The organism is Holdemania sp. Marseille-P2844 (assembly GCF_900120005.1).
Lineage (GTDB): Bacteria > Bacillota_I > Bacilli_A > Erysipelotrichales > Erysipelotrichaceae > Holdemania.
Genome location: NZ_LT635451.1, coordinates 78,727 through 98,244, shown reverse-complemented (window position 1 = coordinate 98,244; position 19,518 = coordinate 78,727). Strand labels below are relative to the sequence as shown.

Here is a 19,518-nt window from a genome sequence, read left to right as displayed (position 1 = left end):
CCTCACAATGAAAAATTATGCCTATTACCCGGCCGACGACTACGCTACCTTCCGCCAGTTTATCGACGGCACAAGCCGCCGTTTTGCCGAAAAAGAAGCGCTGGTCAGCTACTCCCCCAAGGGCGAACGCCGCAGTCTGACCTTCAGCCAGCTGAAGCAAAACGTCCAGGCGTTAAGCGAAGCCTTCCGGCTGGCGCTGCCTGAAGGCAACGTCGCGATCATCAGCGAAAACAGTATCGAATGGCTGCTTGTTTACTTCGCGCTGATCATCAGCGGCCGCACCGCCGTGTGCATCGACATCGAACAATCCGACGACGTGCTGCGAAGCATGGTCATGCAGGCGGACTGCACAGCCTGTTTCCTTTCCCCGGCCTTCCAGCCTGTCGGCAGCCTGTTATGCCAGGAAAATCCGACGCTGAAGCAGTTGATCTTGATGGAAGGCGAAGGCGAATTCACGCTGAAGACGCTGCTGAAGCAGGGGCAGGCCCTCGTCAAACGCCGTCAGGGCGTCTGGTCGTTTCCCGATCATCCGCAAAATTTTACCGCTTCGATCGTTTACACCTCCGGTACGACCAGCACCTCCAAGCCGGTGATGTTGTCGGAGGTTGGCATTCTTACCAACGCCGCCGACTCGATGCGCCTGGTCGGGGTCGGTGCAACGGTCTTCACCTCGCTGCCCTTCTATCACACCTATGGCCTGACCTGTTCCGTCATCAACATGCTTCTGCACGGCAGCACGGTCGGGGTCAACGGCTCATTAAAAACGATGATGCGCGATTTGAAAGCCTTCGCTCCGGAGACACTGATGGCCGTGCCGCTGATCGTCGAGACGCTTCATCAGAATATCTGGCGCACGCTGCGCAAACAAGGCAAAGAAGAAGCCCTGCGCAAATATATGAAGCTGTTTCAGTTCTGCCGCAAATTCGGGATCACGCTGCACCCCGCGTTTTTGCAGCCGATCCGCGACGCTTTCGGCGGACATTTGTCGCTGATCATCTGCGGCGGCGCGCACCTGTCGGCCACAATCGGCGAGGAAATGGAAGCCTTCGGCTTTCAGATCATCCAGGGCTATGGGATCACGGAATGTTCCCCATTACTGGCGGTCAACCGCAATAAGGACCGCCGCGTCGACACTGTCGGTCATGTTTTGCCCAGCTACAAGCTGAAGCTTAAGGACGGCGAAATTCTCGTTCAGGGCGTGTCCCTGATGCAGGGGTATTATAAAAATGAAGAACTGACGGCCGCAGCGTTTGACGAGGGCTGGTTTATGACCGGCGATCTGGGCAGTCTGGATAAAAACGGACATCTGACGATTACCGGCCGCAAGAAAAATCTGATCGTGTTTAAGAATGGTAAGAAAGTCTCCCCGGAAGAGATTGAAGGTTATGTCAGTTCGCTGCCGCTGATCAAGGAGGTCATGGCCTTCGGGCTGAACTCCTCCGCCCATGCCGACGACGTGCGGCTGGCTTTGATGGTCTATCCGGATCCCGAGCTGACCGCCGGAATGTCGCCGTATGAAATATTAGAACAGCTGCAGGCGCAGATCGATCAGGTCAACGAAACGCTGCCGGCATACAAACAAATCCAGATGATTAAGCTGCGCGATTCTGAATTTGAGAAAACGGCGACCAAAAAAATCAAACGCAGCACCGTTTTAGAAAAGAGGTAACGGCCGACTATGCTTGAAAAAATTATCGCGATCATCATCGCTGAAACGGGTCAGCCGGGCGTCAGCGTACAAACCGATCTGGTCCGCGATCTCCAGCTGAATTCCTTCGATATCGTTAATATTGTCGCAGCGCTGGAAGAAACGTTTGACGTTGAGATCAATGTCCGCAGCATCCGCAAAATCCGCAATGTAAAAGATATTCTGGCTACCTTGACCGAACTGGGCGCGCATGAATGAGCCGCTGCGGGGACTGTGGCGCTTCAGCGCTGATTTCAGCGGAAGCGACAGCGCGCAGCGGCTGAATCAGGCACTGTCCTGGCTGGCAGATCAGCACCTGCTGCCTTTTGTCCCGGTACAAAAGGTTGTTTCCGCCCGGGGCAAGCCAGCCTTCGCCGATCTGCCGGGGCTGCATTTCAGCATCTCCCATTGCCGGCAGGAGTGGATCTGCCTGATCGCCGGCGCGCCGGTGGGCATCGACATCGAACAGCCCCATCCCTGCCGTCAGGAAGCGATTACCCGCCGGTTCTTTCACCCCCGGGAACAGGCCTGGCTAACCCAGTATCCGGAAGCCTTTTTTTCACTGTGGACGGCGAAGGAAAGCGTCGTCAAATGGTCGGGAAAAGGCATCGGGGAAGATTTTTCCCGCTTCAGCGTCATTGATGAAGCAGGCCAGCTGCACGATACCCCAAACTACCGATTGATCCCCTTTGTCACAAAAAAAGGAACGCCCGGCACGATGTGCCTGAGCGCTTCCCTGAGGGATACGGTTCATGATTATTTTTTAGACTGAAGTTCGCTAAGCCGGACGAAACGCGTGCCGGTGCGGTGCGCGAATTGTTCGTCATGGGTGACGACCAGAATCCCCAAACCATCCTGTTTCGCCAGCGACTGAATGATGTTGGACACTTCCAGCGCCGATTGTTCGTCCAGCGCGCTGGTCGGTTCATCAAAGCACAGGATTTCCGGCGCCAGCATGCAGGCCCGCGCGATCGCAGCCCGCTGCTTCTGCCCGCCGGAAAGTGAATTGGGATAGGCGTCCGCCTTCTCCGCCAAATTCAGCTGTTGTAAAAGCCTGCGGGCTTTTTTTTCAGCTTCCGCCCGATTCATCCGTTTCTGATGAACCGGCGCCTTGATCAAATTCTGTAAGACGGTCCAATGCGGAAACAGATTCCAGTTCTGAAACACCAGTCCGATCTTCTGCCGGTATTCCATGGGCGACTGCCAGCGGCCATCCTGACACAGCACCGTGCCGGAAAGTGAAATCGTGCCCTTTTCCGGCAGCTCCAGCCCGCACAGACAGCGCAGCAGCGTGGTTTTTCCAGCGCCGGAGGGTCCCATCAGACACACGATCTCACCCGGATCCACGCGCAATGACACATTTTCAAAGACCGGCGTCCTGCCGAAGGTCTTGGCGCAATTTTCTGCGATGCAGCTCATGACTTGCCCTCCTAATAATAACTGATGCGTTTCTCAATCCGTCCCAAAAGCCAGCTGAACCCGCCGCACATCGCCAGATAGAGAATCCCGACGACGACAAACGGCAGTGCGGTCGCATACGTGTTGACGGCGGAACGGCCGGCTTTCAGCAGCTCTGAAGCCCCCAAAACGTAGATCAACGACGTGTCCTTGACCAAATTCAGGACTTCGTTGCCAATCGAAGGCATCGCCGTGCGCAGCGCCTGCGGCAGCTGAATCCGAAAGTAGATATAGCGGCGGGAGAATCCGAGCATCTTCCCGGCTTCCGCCTGTCCGGGATCGACTGCGCTTAACGCGCCGCGCAGAATCTCGATAAAATAAGCGGTATAATTCAAGGTGAAAGCGATAAAAATCGACAGTTCCCGGCTCAGCGTCAGGCCGAGATACGGCATGCCGAAGAAGATGAACATCAGCTGCAATAACAGCGGCGTCCCCCGCATCAGCGTGATGTAGCCGCGAAACAGCGGCTTTAAGGCGCGGCCGGAAAACTGCTGGAGCGCCTGAAGCAGACAAGCCAGCGGCAGCGACAGGATCAGCGTTATAAAGAATACCTGCAGCGTGACCCCGGCGCCGGCCAGTAACGACGGCAGAATCTGACGGATCATGCTTATTCCCCGAACCACTTGGCGTTCAGCGCCGCCGTTGTGCCGTCTTCATTACAGGCCTTCATCGCTTCGTTGATCTTCTCCAGCAACGTCGTATCCTGCTTGCGCATTCCGACTGCGTATTGTTCCGTTCCAAAATTCTCGTCCAGCACCTTGTATTTTTCCTGACCTCTTTGCTTCATCACATACCGCGCCAGCACTTCGTCGACGACGATCGCCTGCGAACGGCCGGCTTCCAGATCCATAAAGCAGTCGATGTTCGTATCGAATTCCTCCGGCGCGCCGTTTTTTAACGCAGACGTGAACGCAGCATCGGCGCTGACCGCTTCCAAGGCGCTCGATTCCTTCTGCACCGCGATCGTTTTCCCTGCCAGATCCGCTTTGGCATTGACCTCGGAATCCGCCAGCGTGATGATCAGCTGGCGGTTTTCCAGATAAGGCTCGGAGAACGCCACCTGCTGCTTCCGCGTGTCCGTAATTGAATAACCATTCCAGATTAAGTCGATGTTGCCGGCATTCAATTCGGATTCCTTCATCGACCAGTCGATCGTCTGAAATTCAAAGGCAATTCCCAGCTTTTCTGAAACGGCCTTGGCCATCTCGATATCATAACCGGCCAGCTCGTTGTTTTCATCGCGGAAGCCCATCGGTGCAAACGTATCGTCAATCCCGACGACCAGCTTCCCCCTGTCTTCGATTGCGCTCCAGCTGTCCCCCTGCGGCTTGGCGGCGCTCTGACATCCCGTCATCGCCACCAGCGCCAATCCGATCAAACCCATTCCCAATTTTCCGATTTTCATTTTCATTTCTCCTTTTTCTTTTTTGATATAGCATGAAATGAAATTGAATCCCGAACAGGATGCGTTTCAGCCCGCGCCGCTAAAACAAAAACCCTCCCGTCCTGCAGCTAAGGACGAGAGGGTCGTTTTTCCCTTCGTGGTTCCACCTTAATTTACCAGATTCCTCGCGGAGTCCAGCCTCTTCGAGTACAAAACTTCTATACTCTAGTACGATAACGGGTACAGGTTCCGATCCAGCCTACTTGATTCCTCGTTCGGTGAATTGCTCCAAGATGTGTTCAACCTGCTTCTCATATTCCCTTGCACCAACCGGGAACTCTCTGGATAAGCAGTTCAGGTTTACTTTTTCTTTTCATCGCTGTTATATCAATGACTGTATGATAAATCTGAAGCGGGAACTTGTCAAGCAGGAAATGAAATTTTTCTGAAAATGAATGACAATCTTTCACCGCGGCATACCGGCATGACTGGCCTGAATTGAAATTTCCAGCAGTTTCAACATTTCGCAATGCGTTTCTGCCTCCCCGGGCTTAGAGGGGTGCGGACAATGCCAGACATGCATGCCGTTAAGCCCCTGCTGCATCAGCCACACGGCCATTGTGATTCCGGTTGGAAGCAGCTTCGCCCCCAAAATAGCGAGCCGCGTCAGCGTTCCATAAACGGAGCGGCGTCTGCCTTTCTGACTGTCAGAAATTGCCGCCCGGGCGACCGGGGCCGGATCCGTGATCGGAAACATCCACACAACGTCGGGTCTGGCCGTGGTTTGCGCCTTATTGAGCAGCGGGGTTCTCATCCAGCAGGGACAGACCGAGGTCACCGTGATCCCCCGCGGCTTCAGCTCGACGGCTAACGCCAGAGAAAACCGGTCGATAAACGCCTTGCTTGCCGCATAGACACTGAAATACGGCAGCGGCTGAAAGGCGGCTTGGGAAGCCGTGTTGACAATCCGGCTGCCCGGGGGCATATAGGGCAGGCAGTTCCATGTCATTTCCACGACCGCGCGGCAGTTGAGATCGACGATCCGCGCCGCTTCCAACGCTTCCAGCTTTTCAAACGGACCGAACTTGCCGATCCCCGCGTTGTTGATCAGCCAGCGGATCTCTGGTTTTTCCAGACTTAAACGACGATGAAAATCCGCCAAAGCGTCCAGCTGCGTCAGATCAATTTCGACCGGAACGATCCGGGCGCCGAAATCCTGAACCAGCCGCTGCAGCCGGGCCGGTGTTTTGGCCAGCGCCCAGATTTCATCCACATTTGATTCTTCCAGGATCAGCCGCGTATATTCCCGACCCAAACCGCTGTCTGCACCGGTGATCACCGCAATTTTTTTCATAACACCCCTCTTTTCCGATTCATTTTTCATTATTCTTCATCTTTAGTATGGCTGCTTCTTCCCGTTTACCCGGAAAGTCCGCTGCCTTTTTTAACCTTTATGCCGGTCTTTTGAGATGGCGGAAAACATTTCAATGCCCGCCACACCTAAAAAAGGCTGAGTCACACCCAGCCTTCCTAGCGTTTCCTATGTTTACAGATCAATGTTCATCAGCGCCAGATCGGTCTTAATCCCTTCCTGCAGCACCTGTTCGTCAAAATTGAAATGGCAGTTATGCAGCGCGATCCCCGTGCCTGTGCCCAAGAAGAAGAACACGCCCGGGATTTTCCGCTGATAGAACGCGAAATCCTCCGCGATCATTTCCGGCTTGTCCAGCACCTGCAGCTGCGGCAGAAGCGCCTGCGCCTTCGCAAACAGCGGGGCGTCGTTGATCACGGCCGGATAGCCTTCCGTGTAATCAAACACGATCTGGCAGCCGGTTTCCTGTTCCAGCTGACGCATGATCGCCTTCGTCTGATCAATCATCCAGTCGAACGTGGCGTCCTGAAACGACCGGTAGGAGCCTTCCAGCACCGCGGTTTCCGGCAGGATGTTGCGCACCGTGCCGGCGTGGAAATTTCCGAACTTTAAAATCCGGTATTGGTTCGGAGCGATTTTCTTTTCCATCGCGTACAGACGGCATAACAGCTCCGCGCCGATCGCCAGCGCGTCGATGCCCTCATCCGGTTTGGCGCAATGGGTGCTCTTGCCCTTGACCGTCACCGTGACCTCGCTGGCGTGCGCCATCATCTCCTCCGGCCGGCTGGCTACGGTCCCGGCAGGGATAAACGGCCACAGATGCGTGCCGAAGATCGCCTTGACGTTGTACTTTTCAAAAATCCCGGTATCGCAGATCGGCTTGGCGCCCCCGACCGTTTCCTCCGAGGGCTGGAAGATTAACAGAATGTTGTTTTTCCAACCGCTGCGGTCAAGCTGATCCAGCTCCTGGGCAAATCCCAGCAGCATCGCCATGTGGCCGTCGTGGCCGCAGGCGTGCATTTTCCCCGGATGGCGCGAGGCGAATTCCAGCCCCGTTTCTTCCTGGATCGGCAGCGCGTCCATATCGGCGCGATACGCCAGCGTTGCCGGCCGGCCGGCGTCAAAGTAGGCGGCTACGCCCGTTTCCAACAGCTCGATGAGCTCGCAATGCAGTGTTTTTAAGACGGAAACAACATACTCCCTGGTTTTAAATTCTGTGAAGCTGGTTTCCGGAATCTGATGCAGATCCCGGCGGAATTGTGTCGCTTGATTCATACGGAAGACTCCTTTCGTGATTCTCTCTCATTCATTGTAACGATCTTGTAAAATTCGTCAAGCAAAGAGCGCACACTGTCATAAGATTTGTTATAATGGAGGACAGGAGTTGATCAACCATGCTGCAAATATCCAATTTACAGCTTTCGCTGGATGAAAATCCGCAAAGCCTGGAATCCCTGATTATGAAGAAACTGCGGCTGCGTCCGGGCCGTCTGACATCCTGGAAAATCGTGAAGGAATCGCTGGACGCGCGCAAGAAACCGCTGCGGTTTGTCTATACCGTCCTGGTTGAAACGCCGGGCGAAGCTCAGATCCTCAAAAAGAAACTGACCCATGTCAGCGCGGCTGAACCTTATCGCTATCAGCCGCCCAAGCCGGTTTCCTTTGACGGCCCGCGGCCGGTTGTCGTCGGCTTCGGCCCGTGCGGCATGTTCGCGGCGCTGTTGTTAGCCGAGGCGGGACTGCGGCCGATTGTGCTGGAGCGCGGCGCAGACGTCGATCAGCGTGTGAAGGACGTCGAAACCTATTGGCAAGGCGGGCCGCTGAATCCGCAAAGCAATGTGCAGTTCGGCGAAGGCGGCGCGGGTACTTTTTCCGACGGCAAGCTGACGACGCGCGTCAAAGATGTGCGGATTGTCAAAGTGATGGACGAGCTGATTGAAGCGGGCGCGGATCCGGAGATCGGCTATCAGGCGCATCCGCATATCGGCACCGACCGGCTGCGGCAGATCGTCAAAAACATCCGGCTGAAAATCCAGCGGCTGGGCGGCGAGGTCCGCTTCAACACACCGATGACCGCGCTGTTCACGGATGAAAACGGAGTCTGCGCGATTGCGGCCGGGGATCAGCGGATCGCCTGCCGCCAGCTGGTGCTGGCGCTGGGCCACAGTGCGCGCGATACGTTTACGATGCTGCACGAAGCCGGGATCGCGATGGAAGCCAAGGACTTTGCGGTCGGCGTGCGTGTCGAGCATCCGCAAAAACTGATCGATCAGAATCAATATAAGGAAGCCTCCGGCCATCCGCGTTTAAAAAGCGCGGAATACCGGCTGACCTGTCAGACGCGGGAAGGCCGCGGCGTTTATTCGTTCTGCATGTGTCCCGGCGGCATGGTCGTCGCCAGCGCCAGCGAGGACGAAGCGATCGTGACCAACGGAATGAGCGAATACGCCCGCGATCAGGCCAATGCCAACAGTGCTCTGTTAGTCCAGGTGCGCCGCAGCGATTTCGGCGAGGGCGTGCTGGATGGCATGCATTATCAGCAGGAACTTGAACACCGGGCGTGGATTTTGGGCGGCCGCTGCGGCAAAGCGCCGTGCCAGCGGATCGCGGACTACCTGGCCGCCCAGCCTTCCCACGATTACGGGATTGTGATTCCCAGCTACAGCCGCGGGGTGACGATGACGGATCTGCATCCGCTGTTTTCCCCCTCCATCAATAGGGCATTGACGGAAGCGCTGCGTTATTTTGATCAGAAAATTCCCGGGTTTATCGAAACCGACGCGCTGATGACGGGTGTCGAAACCCGGTCTTCCTCGCCGGTACGGATCCTAAGGAACGAACAATTTCAGAGCTTAACCACCCCGGGTCTGTACCCGGCGGGCGAAGGCGCGGGCTATGCCGGCGGAATCGTGTCGGCCGCGATCGACGGGCTGCGTGTTGGTGAACAGATTCTTCGCGATGGAGAAAGCGTGGGATTCAGAAAATGACCCACGATTTTGATCAGCTGCTGCAAAGTGCAGCCTACGCCGGCCAGCTGTTGTTGGAAAGCGGCGCAGAGATTTACCGCGTCGAGGACACGATCTGCCGGATCTGCCTGAATTACGGCGCCCAGGAGGCCAGCAGCATCGTGCTGCCGACCGGCATCTTCGTCACGATCGTCGCCGGCGGGCGTTCCGTCAGCAAGATCGTCCGGATCAAGTCGCGCGGTCTGGATATCGACCGGATCGACCGGATCAACACGCTCTCCCGCCAAAGCAGGACGCTGACGCTGGACGAATTTCTAACACAGCTGCGTGCGATCGCCCGGCTTCACCCGTACTCACTTTCGCGCCGGATTGCGGCTGGGGCGTTAGGCGCGGGTGGATTCACCTTATTCTTCGGCGGGCAATTTCCCGATCTGTGCTGCGCGCTGGTCATCGGCGGCCTGATTGAAGGATGCAGTTCGATTTTAGAACAACGCCAGTTTCCGTCCTTCTTCGCAATCAGCCTGTGCTCGGCTCTCACCGCGCTGTTGGCGATCGTCTTCAATCAAACCGGACTGGCGTCGTCGTTAGACGCGTTAATCATCGGCTGTCTGATGCTTCTGGTCCCCGGTCTGGCGATTACCAACGCGATCCGCGACAGCCTGTCCGGCGATCTGATCTCCGGGATGACCCGCGGCGTCGAGGCTTTCCTGATCGCGATTGCCGTGGCGTTAGGACCCGGCCTGGTCATGAGTCTGTGGATGATGCTGGGAGGAAACCCGCTATGGTGATCAAACTGATCGGAGCCTTTCTCGCTGAAATCGGCTTTGGCATTTTGTTTAATATTCATGATCGGAAACTGTTGGCGGCGGCGCTCACCGGAACCCTGGGCAGTCTGATCTATGAACTGGTGATGCAGGTTCACGGCGGCGAAGTGCTGGCAATGTTTCTGGCAGCCTGCGGACTGTGTCTGGTCAGCGAGCTGCTTGCCCGGCGCATGAAAACCCCGGTCACGACGTTTCTGATCTGCGCCCTGATCCCCCTGGTTCCCGGAGGCGGCATGTATTATACGATGCTGGCCATCATCCAGGGCAACACGATGAACGCTTTGGAAATCGGCATTCACACGTTGGGCTGCGCCGGCGCACTGGCGCTGGGAATTGCCCTGACCAGTGCTTTCTTCTCCTTTTCGATGAAAAAATCATGAAAAATCATGCGAAACCTGAATTTTTTCAGGTTTTTTATGTATAATTAACGTCGTTTTGATGACATACTAAGGTCTGAGCTCATCTCTTAAGAAGTCTGAAAGTTTCTTACATTTTTCTTAAAATAAACAAAAACTTTCATGACTAATGTGAATTTTTCTTCACAGAGATTGCATTTCTTCTTCAGCCGTTTAAAATAGAATCCAGCATCCGGATTTTGGGGGGTGCTGCTTTTTACAGGGTGAAAATCCGAAGAAAGGACCATGTATATGCTAGAAAGTTTAAACGCATTTAATTTTACAATTTTTCTCTTATTCCTGCTTCTCTATCTCTATCAGATCATTTATGCCGGGATCGTCCTGTTTGGCAAAAAGAAGCCGGCGCCTGAAGCGAAGCAGATGCACCGCTATGGCGTCATCATCGCCGCGCGCAACGAAGCGACCGTCATCCGCGAACTGCTTCAGAGCATTAAGGCGCAGAATTATCCGGACGGGCTTGTCACGGCATTTGTGGTCGCTGATAACTGCACTGACAACACGGCCGAGCTGGCGCAGATGGAAGGCGCGGTTGTATATGAACGTTTCAATCAGCTCAAGGTTGGCAAAGGCTACGCGCTGGATTACGCGTTCAAGCACATCATGAAGGAATATCCCAAAGATTGGTTTGAGGCTTATTTCGTCTTCGACGCCGACAATCTGCTCGATCCGAACTATATTCGGGAAATGAACAAAGTCTTCGATTCCGGCTATGAAATCATCACCAGCTACCGCAACTCCAAGAATTACGATTCCAACTGGATTTCCGCCGGGTATTCGCTGTGGTTTTTACGCGAATCAAAATATCTGAACCAGGCGCGGATGATGTGCGGCTCCAGCTGTGCGATCTCCGGCACCGGCTTCATGATTTCCAATCAGATCGTTAAAGCGAACAACGGCTGGAAGCATCACTTACTGACCGAAGATATCGAATTCTCCGTCGACAGCGTTCTGCACGGGTTAAAGATCGGCTATTGCGGCGATGCGGTGCTGTATGACGAACAGCCCTGCACGTTTGAACAATCTTGGAAACAGCGGCTGCGCTGGTCCAAGGGCTTCTATCAGGTTTTCGGTAAGTACGGCACTTCCCTGGTCAAACGGATTCTCAAGGAGCACGATTTCAGCAGCTACGATATGACGATGACGATTGCGCCGGCGTTGTTCGTTTCCCTGTTCAGCGTGCTGATCAACTCACTGGCTCTGGTATGGACATTGTTTGTTCAGCGTGACCCGGAAGTCTTATCCGTAACATTGGGCGCCATCACCGCTTCCGTCACGAATTACTATTTGATCCTGTACGCATTCGGCATCCTGACCACCGTTACGGAATGGAACAATATCCATTGCAGCGCTATGAAAAAAATCCTGTATACTTTCTCCTTTCCGATCTTTATTTTCACCTATGTTCCGATTGCGATCGAAGCGTTGTTCAAGAAGATCGAATGGAGTCCAATCACGCATACCATCGCCAAATCAATTCAGGAAATACGCGATTAACCGCGTATTTTTTTATCAGCTTCCTTAACGGAAACTGAATTTCGCACTGTCACAAACTACAAGCAAAACAGAGCGCAGGCAAGAAGAAACTTTTGACATAACCGGAAACGTTATGAGACAAAGGGATTGGGGTCCGGCATGGGAAGCCGCCTTATGCTCTCACTGCGCAAAGTTTATAATTCAAACGTTTTCAGCCTGATTTCAGATTTTTGACGCGGGAATTGCTCAGTTTTAGACATTTTGTCTAAAAAGTCGTCGCCCGTCAAGGCAAGTTTACAATTTCTTCACACAAACTTCACGGATTCTTCCTATAATAAAAACGATAAGAAAGAAGGAAATAAAAATGTTCGATTCTGAATTTTTGGATTCCGATACCGCGGCGATTCAAAAAGAACTGCGGTCAATGAAAAGAACCTTCCGCCTCGGATTAGCCGCTTGCGCGCTGTTATCCGGAGTGATCGGCTTTTCTGCCGGGACGCTGGCCGCTAAAAGTCAGAAAGGCAGCGTCGTTGTCCAGAGCGTAGAGCGCCTGCCTCAGAATCTTGAGAATGTGCCTGTGACCTCGATCAATATTCCGACCGTCGCCGCCCGGACGCAGAACAGCGTCGTGGAGATCCGCACGGAATCGGTGACCAACAGCTTGTTCCTGCGCCAGTTTGTCACGGAAGGCGCCGGCAGCGGGGTGATCATTTCCGAGGATGGCTACATCGTCACCAACAACCATGTGATTCAGGACGCCCGTTCGATCACCGTTGCGCTGCATGATGGTACGACATACCAGGCGCAGCTGGTCGCAACGGATTCCAAAATGGATATCGGCGTTATCAAGATTGACGCTTCCGGTCTGACCCCGGCAATTCTGGGCGATTCCGATTCGCTGTCGGTCGGCGAGCCGGTCGTGGCCGTCGGCAATCCGTTAGGCCAGCTGGGCGGGACGGTTACCAACGGTATCGTCAGCGCGCTCGACCGGGAAATCATTCTGAACAATGAGCGCCGGAACCTGCTTCAGACCAACGCCGCCATTAATCCGGGCAACTCCGGAGGCGGTCTGTTCAATGCCAATGGCGAACTGGTCGGCATCGTCGTCGCCAAATCTTCCGGTGAAGACGTCGAGGGCCTGGGCTTCGCGATTCCAGTCAACGATGCAAAACCGATTATTGAGGATCTGATATCGCAGGGTTATGTCGGCGGCCGCGTATCGTTGGGCATCACTGCGCTGGATCTGACGACAGCGCAGCTGGCCGCTCAGTACGGCTATAAAACGCCGGGCGTCTACGTTCAATCTGTCGTCGAAAACTCCAGCGCCGCCAACGGCGGGCTGCAGCCGGGCGACTGCTTCGTTTCGATCAACGATACGGCGATTGAAGCCATCTCTGACGTCACCACGATTCTCAACAACAGCTCAGTCGGCGATCAGCTTGAAATCACCGTCAAGCGGGATGGCAGGATCGTCGAACTCACCGTCACCCTGCAGGAGAAAAAAGGATAGTCTTGAAAAGCTGGCTGCGGCCAGCTTTTTATAATGCACTAAGAAACGAAAGGAATTTTCATCTTTCCAATTTTAAAGACGCTGTCCGACGGTATTTCATTGATCAAAGCGAAAGCGAAAAAAAGGAAAGGATCTGATTTTATCCAGTCCTTTCCGCTTTAATTCTATCAATCTTCGTCGTTCGCAACATTCGCAGCTTTGATCACCTTATCGGCAATCGGCTGCGGCGCCGGTTCGTAACGATCGAATTCGATGATAAAGGATCCGCGGCCCTGCGTCATTGAACGCAGTTCGGTCGAATATTTCATCATTTCCGCCATCGGCACTTCAGCGGTAATCTTCTGTTCTTTTTCATCGACCAGATCCATACCGAGGATAATACCGCGGCGTTTGTTGAAATCACCGATGATCGTGCCGGTATATTCTTCAGGAATCAGAACCTCAACCTTGCCGATCGGTTCCAACAGAATCGGCTTGGCTTTCGGCATGCCGGCCTTATAGGCCAGACGGGCCGCGGCCTTAAACGCGATTTCCTTGGAGTCAACCTCGTGATAAGAGCCGTCGGTCAGCGTCGCCTTGACGCCGACAACCTTGTATCCGGCCAGTACGCCTTTTTCCATGCATTCCCGCAGACCTGCTTCAACCGCCGGGAAATACTGCTTTGGAACCGCGCCGCCGAAGACGGATTCCGCAAACACCATTTCATCGCCGTCGCATGGTTCAAATTTAACGAAGACATGACCATACTGCCCCGCCCCGCCGGACTGCTTTTTATGCTTGCCTTCCGCCGTGACCGTACCGCGGATTGTTTCACGGTACTGAACCTTCGGTTCCGTCGTATCGACTTCCACTTTATATTTTGATTTCAGCTTGCTTAAAATGACGTCGATATGCTGCACACCCATGCCGTACAGCACCGTTTCCTTGGTTTCTTTATTCTTATCCAGACGAATTGACGGATCTTCCTCGCACATCCGCTGCAGACCCATGCTCATCTTGTCTTCATCCGCTTTGGTCTTCGGCCAGATCGCAACGCCCAGCATCGGCTTCGGGAATTCAATCGGCGCATACGTCACCGGCTTGGACCGGGTTGCCAGCGTATCGTTGGTATCCGTAAACTGCAGCTTGACCACCGCGCCGATATCACCGGTAAACAGCTTGCCGACCGCGATCTGATGCTTGCCCTTGACGATGTAAATCTGATTCAGTTTTTCAATTTTATCCTTCTGAACGTTTAAGACCTGCGCATCCGTGCTCATAACGCCGGTCATGACCTTCAATAATGAAATCTTGCCGACAAATGGATCAATAATCGTTTTGAAGACCTGCGCTGTGAACGCTTCCTGTTCGTTGGTTTCCATCAGAATCGGAATTCCATCCGGATCCAGCGCTTCAATCATGCCTTTTTCCGCATAGCTCGGGAAGTATTCGCGAATCAGATCCAACAACCGTTCAATGCCGGTAACCTGCGTCGCACTGCCGCAGTAAACCGGTCGGATATCGCCGTTGCGCACGCCGATCCGCAAGCCCTTGGCCACTTCATGTTCGTCAAAGCTCTCGCCGCTGAAGAATTTTTCCATCAGCTCGTCGTCGGCCATTGCGATCGCCTCCGCGATCTGGCTGTAATATTCCTCAACGATGTCTTTCAGCTCGTCCGGGACTTCCTTCGGCGTCGTTCGATCGTCATAATACCATGCTTTTTTACGCAGAATGTTGACCGAACCGACAACCTTGCCTTCGCGCTGAATCGGAACTTCAAACGGAATGACCGTCTTGCCGAAATGTTCGCGCAGCTGATTGTAGGTCTGATCAAACGAAGCATTTTCCTCGTCGATCTTGTTGATGAAGAAAATTGTCGGCAGTTTCTTACGGGTAACGATTTTCCACGCTTTTTCCGTTCCCGATTCCACGCCGTCTTTAGCGCCGACGACGATCAGCGCGTTATCGCCGACCGCGATGCCGCACTGCGCTTCGCCCTCATAATCCAGATAACCCGGCGTATCAATAAAATTGATTTTACATTCTTTCCATTCCACCGGAGCGATGGAGGTATAGACGGACAGCCCGCGTTTCACTTCTTCCGCGTCGTTATCCATCACGCTGGTTCCGTCGATCGTTTTGCCCAGCCGGTCCGTTGCCTTGGTAAAATATAATGCAGCTTCCACGACGCTGGACTTGCCCGCGCCGCTGTGTCCCATCAGAACGATGTTGCGGACTTCATTCGCTAAATAATCTCTCATGCTGCTTCCCCCTACTTCAAATGCTCTTTCAGCTCAGCGAAGCAGTGCTCGCGGACATAATGAATTGCAAGATTGCCCTGGAAATCTTTGATGCTCTTATCCGCGCCCTGGTCCAGAAGGTACAGAACCAAATCGACATAACCGCTATAACTCGCTCTCATCAACGCCGTGCAGCCCGCATTATCCTGCATGTTGATATCCGCGCCATGTTCGATCAGATATTTGATGACGTCAACTTTGCACGCCAGAACCGCTTCCATTAACGCGGTCCGCCCCTTGCTGTCGCGGGCGTTGACATTCGCTCCATTTTCCACCAGATATTCCACAACTTCACTCTGACCCAAGAACGAAGCCCGCATCAGAGAAGTCCGGCCGTTGTCGTCATGCGAATTCACATCGGATCCAGCTTCGACCAACATCTTGACGATGCCCAGATGACCTTTTTTCGCCGCACCCATCAACGCCGTCTTATTGTTGACGTCGCGAGCCCGGACATTGGCTCCGTTATCCAGCAGAAACCGCACGATATCTTCATAGCCGCGCTTGGCGCTGCGCATCAAAGCGGTCCGTCCGTCGCCGTTGGAAACGTTAACGTTCGCCCCTTTGGAAACACAGGCGCAGACTTTCGCGAAATCGCCGGCTGCCGCCGCATCCCAGAACTCTTTGTTTGTTTGATCCATAATGAATTCCTCCTTTTATTTATTCATCAAACAATGTACCTTCCATACCTCATTCCGAATCTCGGAACCCCTTGCGGCATAGCCCGCAAAAGTATTCCTGAACTTCTGATCCCTGCCGCCGTATTGTATGCTTCCTGCCGCCGGCTTTTTCAAGGATCCTCATTCAGGCGTAGGTGGATTTACACCGCTGCCTCTCTTGTCTGACCGCTGTGACGCATCCTTTTCTTATTGCGTCGTTCCATTGAGTAGACAAAAAAGATGGACAGTCTAAATCCATCTTAAAAACAACTGATTTTTTCCAAAAGAACCCCGCCGAAAACACCTTCAGCTCTAACATCTCCATTTTGAGGGGCGCCAAAAACTAAGCCTTTCTTCTGGTTCATGATGTTTCACTCCATTCCGGTCTTGGTTCTTTATAGCTTTATTGTAACCGATTTCATTTTTTGTTCAAGACCTTTCTTCGCGAATTTCCATGAAAATAAGTTTCAATTTGTTACATTTTGTAAATTCTTTCATTTTGTTTTTTTCTTCCGTTTTGGACTTCTTTTTTACAAACGAAGTTGTTACAATGAAAGCAATGAGGAAAAGGAGATTCTTATGGAAGCCTGGAAAAATTACTTCAACGTCATGAACGAAATCATCGCCAAGGTTATGGACAGTCAGGGCGAAAACATCATGAAAGCTGCCACTTTGTGCGCCGACGTGTCGCAGCGGGGAGGTCTGATCTATGGATTGGGCGCGGGCCATTCCCATTTGGTCATTGAAGACGCCTTCTGGCGCGCCGCCACCGTCGCCAATTATGCCGCGCTGCTGGAACCCAGCGTCACCGGCACTTTTGACATCACCAAAAGCTACCTGATGGAAAACACCTACGAGATCGGCCGCCATATCGTCGATTATCACCGTGTCACGCCCAATGACTGCATGATCATCATTTCCAATTCCGGCAACAATATCGTACCGGTGGACGCCGCCTTGCGCGCCAAAGAAAAAGGCATTCCGACGATCGCGATCACGGCCGTCGAATACAGCGATTATCTGACGACCAAGCATAAAAGCGGCAGGAAATTAAAAGACGTCTGCGATATTGTCTTAGATAATTGTTCGCTGATCGGCGACGCGGCGGTCCAGATCGAAGGCTTCCCGATGAAGATCGGCTCGACCTCGACGATCCCGGCCGTTTATCTGCAAAACGCCGTGCTGACCCAGACGGTGGAGCTGCTTGTCCAGCGCGGATTGGATCCGGATGTCTACTTCAACGGCCACATCGCCTTTATGGACGCCTCGGCAGCGGAGCATAACGACAAACTCGTCGATAAATACTTCTATCGCATCCGCAACTTGTAGGCCAGCGCTTCCCGACTTAGCCTTGCCAAAGAACACCGCCGACCGGCGGTGTTCTTATTTTTATGCTCTGGCGTCTTTCTTTCCTTCAGCACGACTGCGAAAGCGCGCGGATCAGCCGCTCCGCCGCCCTCACAATCACGCTGCGGGGCGCGGCGATATTCAAGCGGATAAACGGTTTGCCGGATTGATAATGCGAACCGGTGCTGCCATAGATATGACAGCGGTTTTCAAACAGATCGACGACTTCCGCGTCGGTTTTACAACAGCCGCTGCAGTCTACCCACAACAGAAACGTCGATTCCAGCCGCATCGGCTTCAGCGACACACCGGCCGTTTTCAGCATCGCGCAAAAAACCCGCGTGTTTTCCTGCACATACGCCTTCGCCTGGTCCAGCCACGCCGCGCCTTCCTCACTGTAAGCGGCCAGCGCGGCTGCGTGCGAGAAAGTCTGATTATTCATATACGCCAGCGCATCACGCTCGCGTTGGACCGCCTGCGCCTGATCAGCATCGGGGATAAACATAAACGAACATTGCATCCCCTGCAGGTTAAACGTCTTGCTTGGCGATAAAAGGGTAATTACATTCTGATCAAGAGCGCTGGCCGCCGTCATTGTCCCATATACCCAATCCGCATGGATCTCATCGGCGATCACGGCGATGTGATATCGACGGCACAACGATAACATCGCGTCCAGCTCCTGCGGACTGAATACCCGGGAGGTTGGATTGTGCGGCGAACATAGAATAAACATCCTTACCTCGCTGAGCTTCGCTTCAAAATCAGCCAGATCCAGTTCATAATGATCGTCCTTCTGAATCAGTTCGTTGATCACGCAGCGCCGCTGATTCAGCTCAGCGACTTTGCGGAATGGACTATACGAAGGATTCTGGATCAGTATTCCGTCCCCCGGCTGCGTCAGCGCCCTCACGCACAGTGCAATCGCAGTGTTGACGCTGGGCGCGATCTGAATTGTCTGCGGATCCAGAATTGCTCCGCTGTGTTCCTTTGCCCACGCGCACACCCGTTTTGGCAAGACCTCGTCAAATTGCTGATAGCCGTAAAACGGATGCGCCGCCCGCTCGACGATGGCCTGTGTGATCGCTTTGCAGCAAGGCAGATCCATGTCCGCCAGCGTCATCACCAGCGCATCCTGAGGCCGCTGTGCGGTTTTAGCCTGACTGTACTTGACGCAGTGCGTATTTCTGCGGTCGATGTATTCATCAAAATTCATGGTTGGTCTTCTCCCTCTTTTTTTCATTATAACACCTTTTCCCACGATCCACGCAAACGAAAATGGCCCTGAAATCAGGCCATTTCATTCTTTTCTTTCCGTTGAAGTTCAGTCTGCGATGTCATCATCAATACCGGGAACCGGCCGCAGCTGGGACATCAACGCTTCCCAGGTCAGTCTTCCGATAATTCCATCCGCAACCAGCCCCTGATCCCGCTGAAACGCCCGTACGACTCGATCAAGTTCCGCGTCAAACACGCCGCTGATCTTCGTGACTGGATAGCCCAGCGCCCACAGCGCATCCTGCGCCACACAGACCTCGGTCTTCTGATCGCCTTTCTGAATCTGCGCGAACGGAACAAAGTCGCTGGCCGCTTCATTTTGATGATGCATGTGGGCTTCAATCCGGGTATGCTGCAGGTCGGTGATCACATCTAACAACTCCTGATCTTCCGCCAGCGTGACCAGCTGCTGCAGCCCCGACAGCGACAGGTTTCGTCCCAGATCAACTCCCGTCCCCAGCATGTGCGTCAAAATCATCGGTTCCTCAGCGCTCCACGCCCGCCGAAACGCCCGGCTGATGCGCGGCTTCATGCCAAACCGCCGGATCAGTTCATCGGTTGACCGCAGAAACCGCCGGGTCGACCAGCCAATCGTTCGGCTGTGGGAATTACGCATGAACTCGCCGACTGTAAACCGGCAGCAAGCCGTATAAGGCATGTTATCGCAGCAGCGCAGCGAATACGTTTCCATCTTATCGGTTTGATCGTTGTAAATCAAAATTCTCATGGTTTTCACCTCCAGTATACCGTATGCAGCTCACGCGGAAGAGAAAAGGCCAATAACCAAATGAATTCCCGTTAGGCACGTTCCCTTTCGGTCCTCTCCCTTAGACATACCTTGTTAATGAAAGGAGGATTTACTCAC

Annotated in this window: 18 protein-coding genes and 1 other annotated feature; of the genes, 9 read left to right on the top strand and 9 right to left on the bottom strand. The window is 53.7% G+C overall.

What is annotated here, in order from left to right; translation table 11 throughout:
* Positions 1 to 7: 7 nt before the first annotated feature.
* The 3 genes from BQ7364_RS07135 to BQ7364_RS07125 are packed head-to-tail and all read left to right on the top strand — an operon-like array spanning position 8 to position 2,459.
* On the top strand, positions 8 to 1,669 hold the full coding sequence (locus tag BQ7364_RS07135; RefSeq protein WP_072684092.1) for an AMP-binding protein: 1,662 nt from the start codon (positions 8 to 10) through the stop codon (positions 1,667 to 1,669).
* Positions 1,670 to 1,678: 9 nt separating this feature from the next.
* Entirely contained in the window at positions 1,679 to 1,906 is a 228-nt protein-coding gene (locus tag BQ7364_RS07130) for an acyl carrier protein (protein WP_072684091.1), read from the top strand.
* Positions 1,899 to 2,459, top strand: a complete 561-nt coding sequence (locus BQ7364_RS07125) for a 4'-phosphopantetheinyl transferase family protein (protein ID WP_072684090.1) — start codon at positions 1,899 to 1,901, stop codon at positions 2,457 to 2,459. Before BQ7364_RS07130 ends, BQ7364_RS07125 begins: the two co-directional genes overlap by 8 nt.
* Here the strand turns inward: BQ7364_RS07125 and BQ7364_RS07120 are convergent.
* The 5 genes from BQ7364_RS07120 to BQ7364_RS07100 all read right to left on the bottom strand — a co-directional run bounded on the left by BQ7364_RS07120 (position 2,444) and on the right by BQ7364_RS07100 (position 7,176).
* Positions 2,444 to 3,106, bottom strand: coding sequence for an amino acid ABC transporter ATP-binding protein (locus tag BQ7364_RS07120; protein ID WP_072684089.1), 663 nt, complete (start codon positions 3,104 to 3,106; stop codon positions 2,444 to 2,446). The two genes, BQ7364_RS07125 and BQ7364_RS07120, sit on opposite strands and share 16 nt — an antisense overlap.
* An 11-nt stretch (positions 3,107 to 3,117) precedes the next feature.
* Positions 3,118 to 3,750, bottom strand: a complete 633-nt coding sequence (locus BQ7364_RS07115) for an amino acid ABC transporter permease (RefSeq protein WP_072684088.1) — start codon at positions 3,748 to 3,750, stop codon at positions 3,118 to 3,120.
* Positions 3,751 to 3,752: 2 nt separating this feature from the next.
* Complete coding sequence (locus tag BQ7364_RS07110) at positions 3,753 to 4,550, bottom strand: amino acid ABC transporter substrate-binding protein (protein WP_083538481.1); 798 nt, start codon at positions 4,548 to 4,550, stop codon at positions 3,753 to 3,755.
* A gap of 106 nt (positions 4,551 to 4,656) precedes the next feature.
* Positions 4,657 to 4,915 (bottom strand) — a binding site (T-box leader).
* Between the two features lie 80 nt (positions 4,916 to 4,995).
* Entirely contained in the window at positions 4,996 to 5,883 is an 888-nt protein-coding gene (locus tag BQ7364_RS07105; protein ID WP_072684087.1) for an SDR family NAD(P)-dependent oxidoreductase, read from the bottom strand.
* Between the two features lie 192 nt (positions 5,884 to 6,075).
* On the bottom strand, positions 6,076 to 7,176 hold the full coding sequence (locus tag BQ7364_RS07100; protein ID WP_072684086.1) for a M20 metallopeptidase family protein: 1,101 nt from the start codon (positions 7,174 to 7,176) through the stop codon (positions 6,076 to 6,078).
* A 119-nt stretch (positions 7,177 to 7,295) separates the two neighbouring features.
* Between BQ7364_RS07100 and BQ7364_RS07095 the strand changes: the two genes are divergently transcribed.
* The 5 genes from BQ7364_RS07095 (at position 7,296) to BQ7364_RS07075 (ending at position 13,090) form a co-directional block, all read left to right on the top strand.
* Positions 7,296 to 8,888, top strand: coding sequence for an NAD(P)/FAD-dependent oxidoreductase (locus BQ7364_RS07095; RefSeq protein WP_072684085.1), 1,593 nt, complete (start codon positions 7,296 to 7,298; stop codon positions 8,886 to 8,888).
* Positions 8,885 to 9,655, top strand: coding sequence for a threonine/serine exporter family protein (locus tag BQ7364_RS07090; protein ID WP_072684084.1), 771 nt, complete (start codon positions 8,885 to 8,887; stop codon positions 9,653 to 9,655). Before BQ7364_RS07095 ends, BQ7364_RS07090 begins: the two co-directional genes overlap by 4 nt.
* Positions 9,649 to 10,071 (top strand): threonine/serine exporter family protein, encoded by a 423-nt coding sequence (locus BQ7364_RS07085; protein WP_072684083.1) that lies wholly within the window; start codon positions 9,649 to 9,651, stop codon positions 10,069 to 10,071. Before BQ7364_RS07090 ends, BQ7364_RS07085 begins: the two co-directional genes overlap by 7 nt.
* 267 nt (positions 10,072 to 10,338) lie before the next feature.
* The gene (locus tag BQ7364_RS07080; RefSeq protein WP_229056845.1) at positions 10,339 to 11,601 is read left to right on the top strand and encodes a glycosyltransferase family 2 protein; all 1,263 of its coding nucleotides are present in this window, start codon (positions 10,339 to 10,341) and stop codon (positions 11,599 to 11,601) included.
* A gap of 343 nt (positions 11,602 to 11,944) precedes the next feature.
* Positions 11,945 to 13,090, top strand: a complete 1,146-nt coding sequence (locus BQ7364_RS07075; protein ID WP_072684081.1) for a S1C family serine protease — start codon at positions 11,945 to 11,947, stop codon at positions 13,088 to 13,090.
* Positions 13,091 to 13,257: 167 nt separating this feature from the next.
* On the opposite strand, the gene BQ7364_RS07070 is transcribed toward BQ7364_RS07075, so the two are convergent.
* Together BQ7364_RS07070 and BQ7364_RS07065 are read right to left on the bottom strand one after the other, a co-directional pair.
* Positions 13,258 to 15,330 carry an elongation factor G gene (locus BQ7364_RS07070; protein ID WP_072684080.1) on the bottom strand — a complete coding sequence of 691 codons (2,073 nt, stop codon included), beginning with the start codon at positions 15,328 to 15,330 and terminating at the stop codon, positions 13,258 to 13,260.
* Between the two features lie 11 nt (positions 15,331 to 15,341).
* Complete coding sequence (locus BQ7364_RS07065; protein WP_072684079.1) at positions 15,342 to 16,010, bottom strand: ankyrin repeat domain-containing protein; 669 nt, start codon at positions 16,008 to 16,010, stop codon at positions 15,342 to 15,344.
* 597 nt (positions 16,011 to 16,607) lie between these two features.
* Between BQ7364_RS07065 and BQ7364_RS07060 the strand changes: the two genes are divergently transcribed.
* Positions 16,608 to 17,357, top strand: a complete 750-nt coding sequence (locus tag BQ7364_RS07060) for a sugar isomerase domain-containing protein (protein WP_072684078.1) — start codon at positions 16,608 to 16,610, stop codon at positions 17,355 to 17,357.
* Between the two features lie 85 nt (positions 17,358 to 17,442).
* Here the strand turns inward: BQ7364_RS07060 and BQ7364_RS07055 are convergent, their stop codons facing one another.
* Together BQ7364_RS07055 and BQ7364_RS07050 are read right to left on the bottom strand one after the other, a co-directional pair.
* Positions 17,443 to 18,591 (bottom strand): MalY/PatB family protein, encoded by a 1,149-nt coding sequence (locus tag BQ7364_RS07055; RefSeq protein WP_072684077.1) that lies wholly within the window; start codon positions 18,589 to 18,591, stop codon positions 17,443 to 17,445.
* 108 nt (positions 18,592 to 18,699) lie between these two features.
* Positions 18,700 to 19,380 (bottom strand): peptidoglycan-binding domain-containing protein, encoded by a 681-nt coding sequence (locus BQ7364_RS07050; RefSeq protein ID WP_072684076.1) that lies wholly within the window; start codon positions 19,378 to 19,380, stop codon positions 18,700 to 18,702.
* Between the last annotated feature and the right edge of the window lie 138 nt (positions 19,381 to 19,518).

Excerpts from the sequence above, each read along its gene's own strand:
- BQ7364_RS07135 (WP_072684092.1), top strand. The coding sequence starts at position 8 with ATGAAAAATTATGCCTATTACCCGGCCGACGACTACGCTACCTTCCGC.
- BQ7364_RS07130 (WP_072684091.1), top strand. The coding sequence starts at position 1,679 with ATGCTTGAAAAAATTATCGCGATCATCATCGCTGAAACGGGTCAGCCG.
- BQ7364_RS07125 (WP_072684090.1), top strand. The coding sequence starts at position 1,899 with ATGAATGAGCCGCTGCGGGGACTGTGGCGCTTCAGCGCTGATTTCAGC.
- BQ7364_RS07120 (WP_072684089.1), bottom strand. The coding sequence starts at position 3,106 with ATGAGCTGCATCGCAGAAAATTGCGCCAAGACCTTCGGCAGGACGCCG.
- BQ7364_RS07115 (WP_072684088.1), bottom strand. The coding sequence starts at position 3,750 with ATGATCCGTCAGATTCTGCCGTCGTTACTGGCCGGCGCCGGGGTCACG.
- BQ7364_RS07110 (WP_083538481.1), bottom strand. The coding sequence starts at position 4,550 with ATGAAAATCGGAAAATTGGGAATGGGTTTGATCGGATTGGCGCTGGTG.
- BQ7364_RS07105 (WP_072684087.1), bottom strand. The coding sequence starts at position 5,883 with ATGAAAAAAATTGCGGTGATCACCGGTGCAGACAGCGGTTTGGGTCGG.
- BQ7364_RS07100 (WP_072684086.1), bottom strand. The coding sequence starts at position 7,176 with ATGAATCAAGCGACACAATTCCGCCGGGATCTGCATCAGATTCCGGAA.
- BQ7364_RS07095 (WP_072684085.1), top strand. The coding sequence starts at position 7,296 with ATGCTGCAAATATCCAATTTACAGCTTTCGCTGGATGAAAATCCGCAA.
- BQ7364_RS07090 (WP_072684084.1), top strand. The coding sequence starts at position 8,885 with ATGACCCACGATTTTGATCAGCTGCTGCAAAGTGCAGCCTACGCCGGC.
- BQ7364_RS07085 (WP_072684083.1), top strand. The coding sequence starts at position 9,649 with ATGGTGATCAAACTGATCGGAGCCTTTCTCGCTGAAATCGGCTTTGGC.
- BQ7364_RS07080 (WP_229056845.1), top strand. The coding sequence starts at position 10,339 with ATGCTAGAAAGTTTAAACGCATTTAATTTTACAATTTTTCTCTTATTC.
- BQ7364_RS07075 (WP_072684081.1), top strand. The coding sequence starts at position 11,945 with ATGTTCGATTCTGAATTTTTGGATTCCGATACCGCGGCGATTCAAAAA.
- BQ7364_RS07070 (WP_072684080.1), bottom strand. The coding sequence starts at position 15,330 with ATGAGAGATTATTTAGCGAATGAAGTCCGCAACATCGTTCTGATGGGA.
- BQ7364_RS07065 (WP_072684079.1), bottom strand. The coding sequence starts at position 16,010 with ATGGATCAAACAAACAAAGAGTTCTGGGATGCGGCGGCAGCCGGCGAT.
- BQ7364_RS07060 (WP_072684078.1), top strand. The coding sequence starts at position 16,608 with ATGGAAGCCTGGAAAAATTACTTCAACGTCATGAACGAAATCATCGCC.
- BQ7364_RS07055 (WP_072684077.1), bottom strand. The coding sequence starts at position 18,591 with ATGAATTTTGATGAATACATCGACCGCAGAAATACGCACTGCGTCAAG.
- BQ7364_RS07050 (WP_072684076.1), bottom strand. The coding sequence starts at position 19,380 with ATGAGAATTTTGATTTACAACGATCAAACCGATAAGATGGAAACGTAT.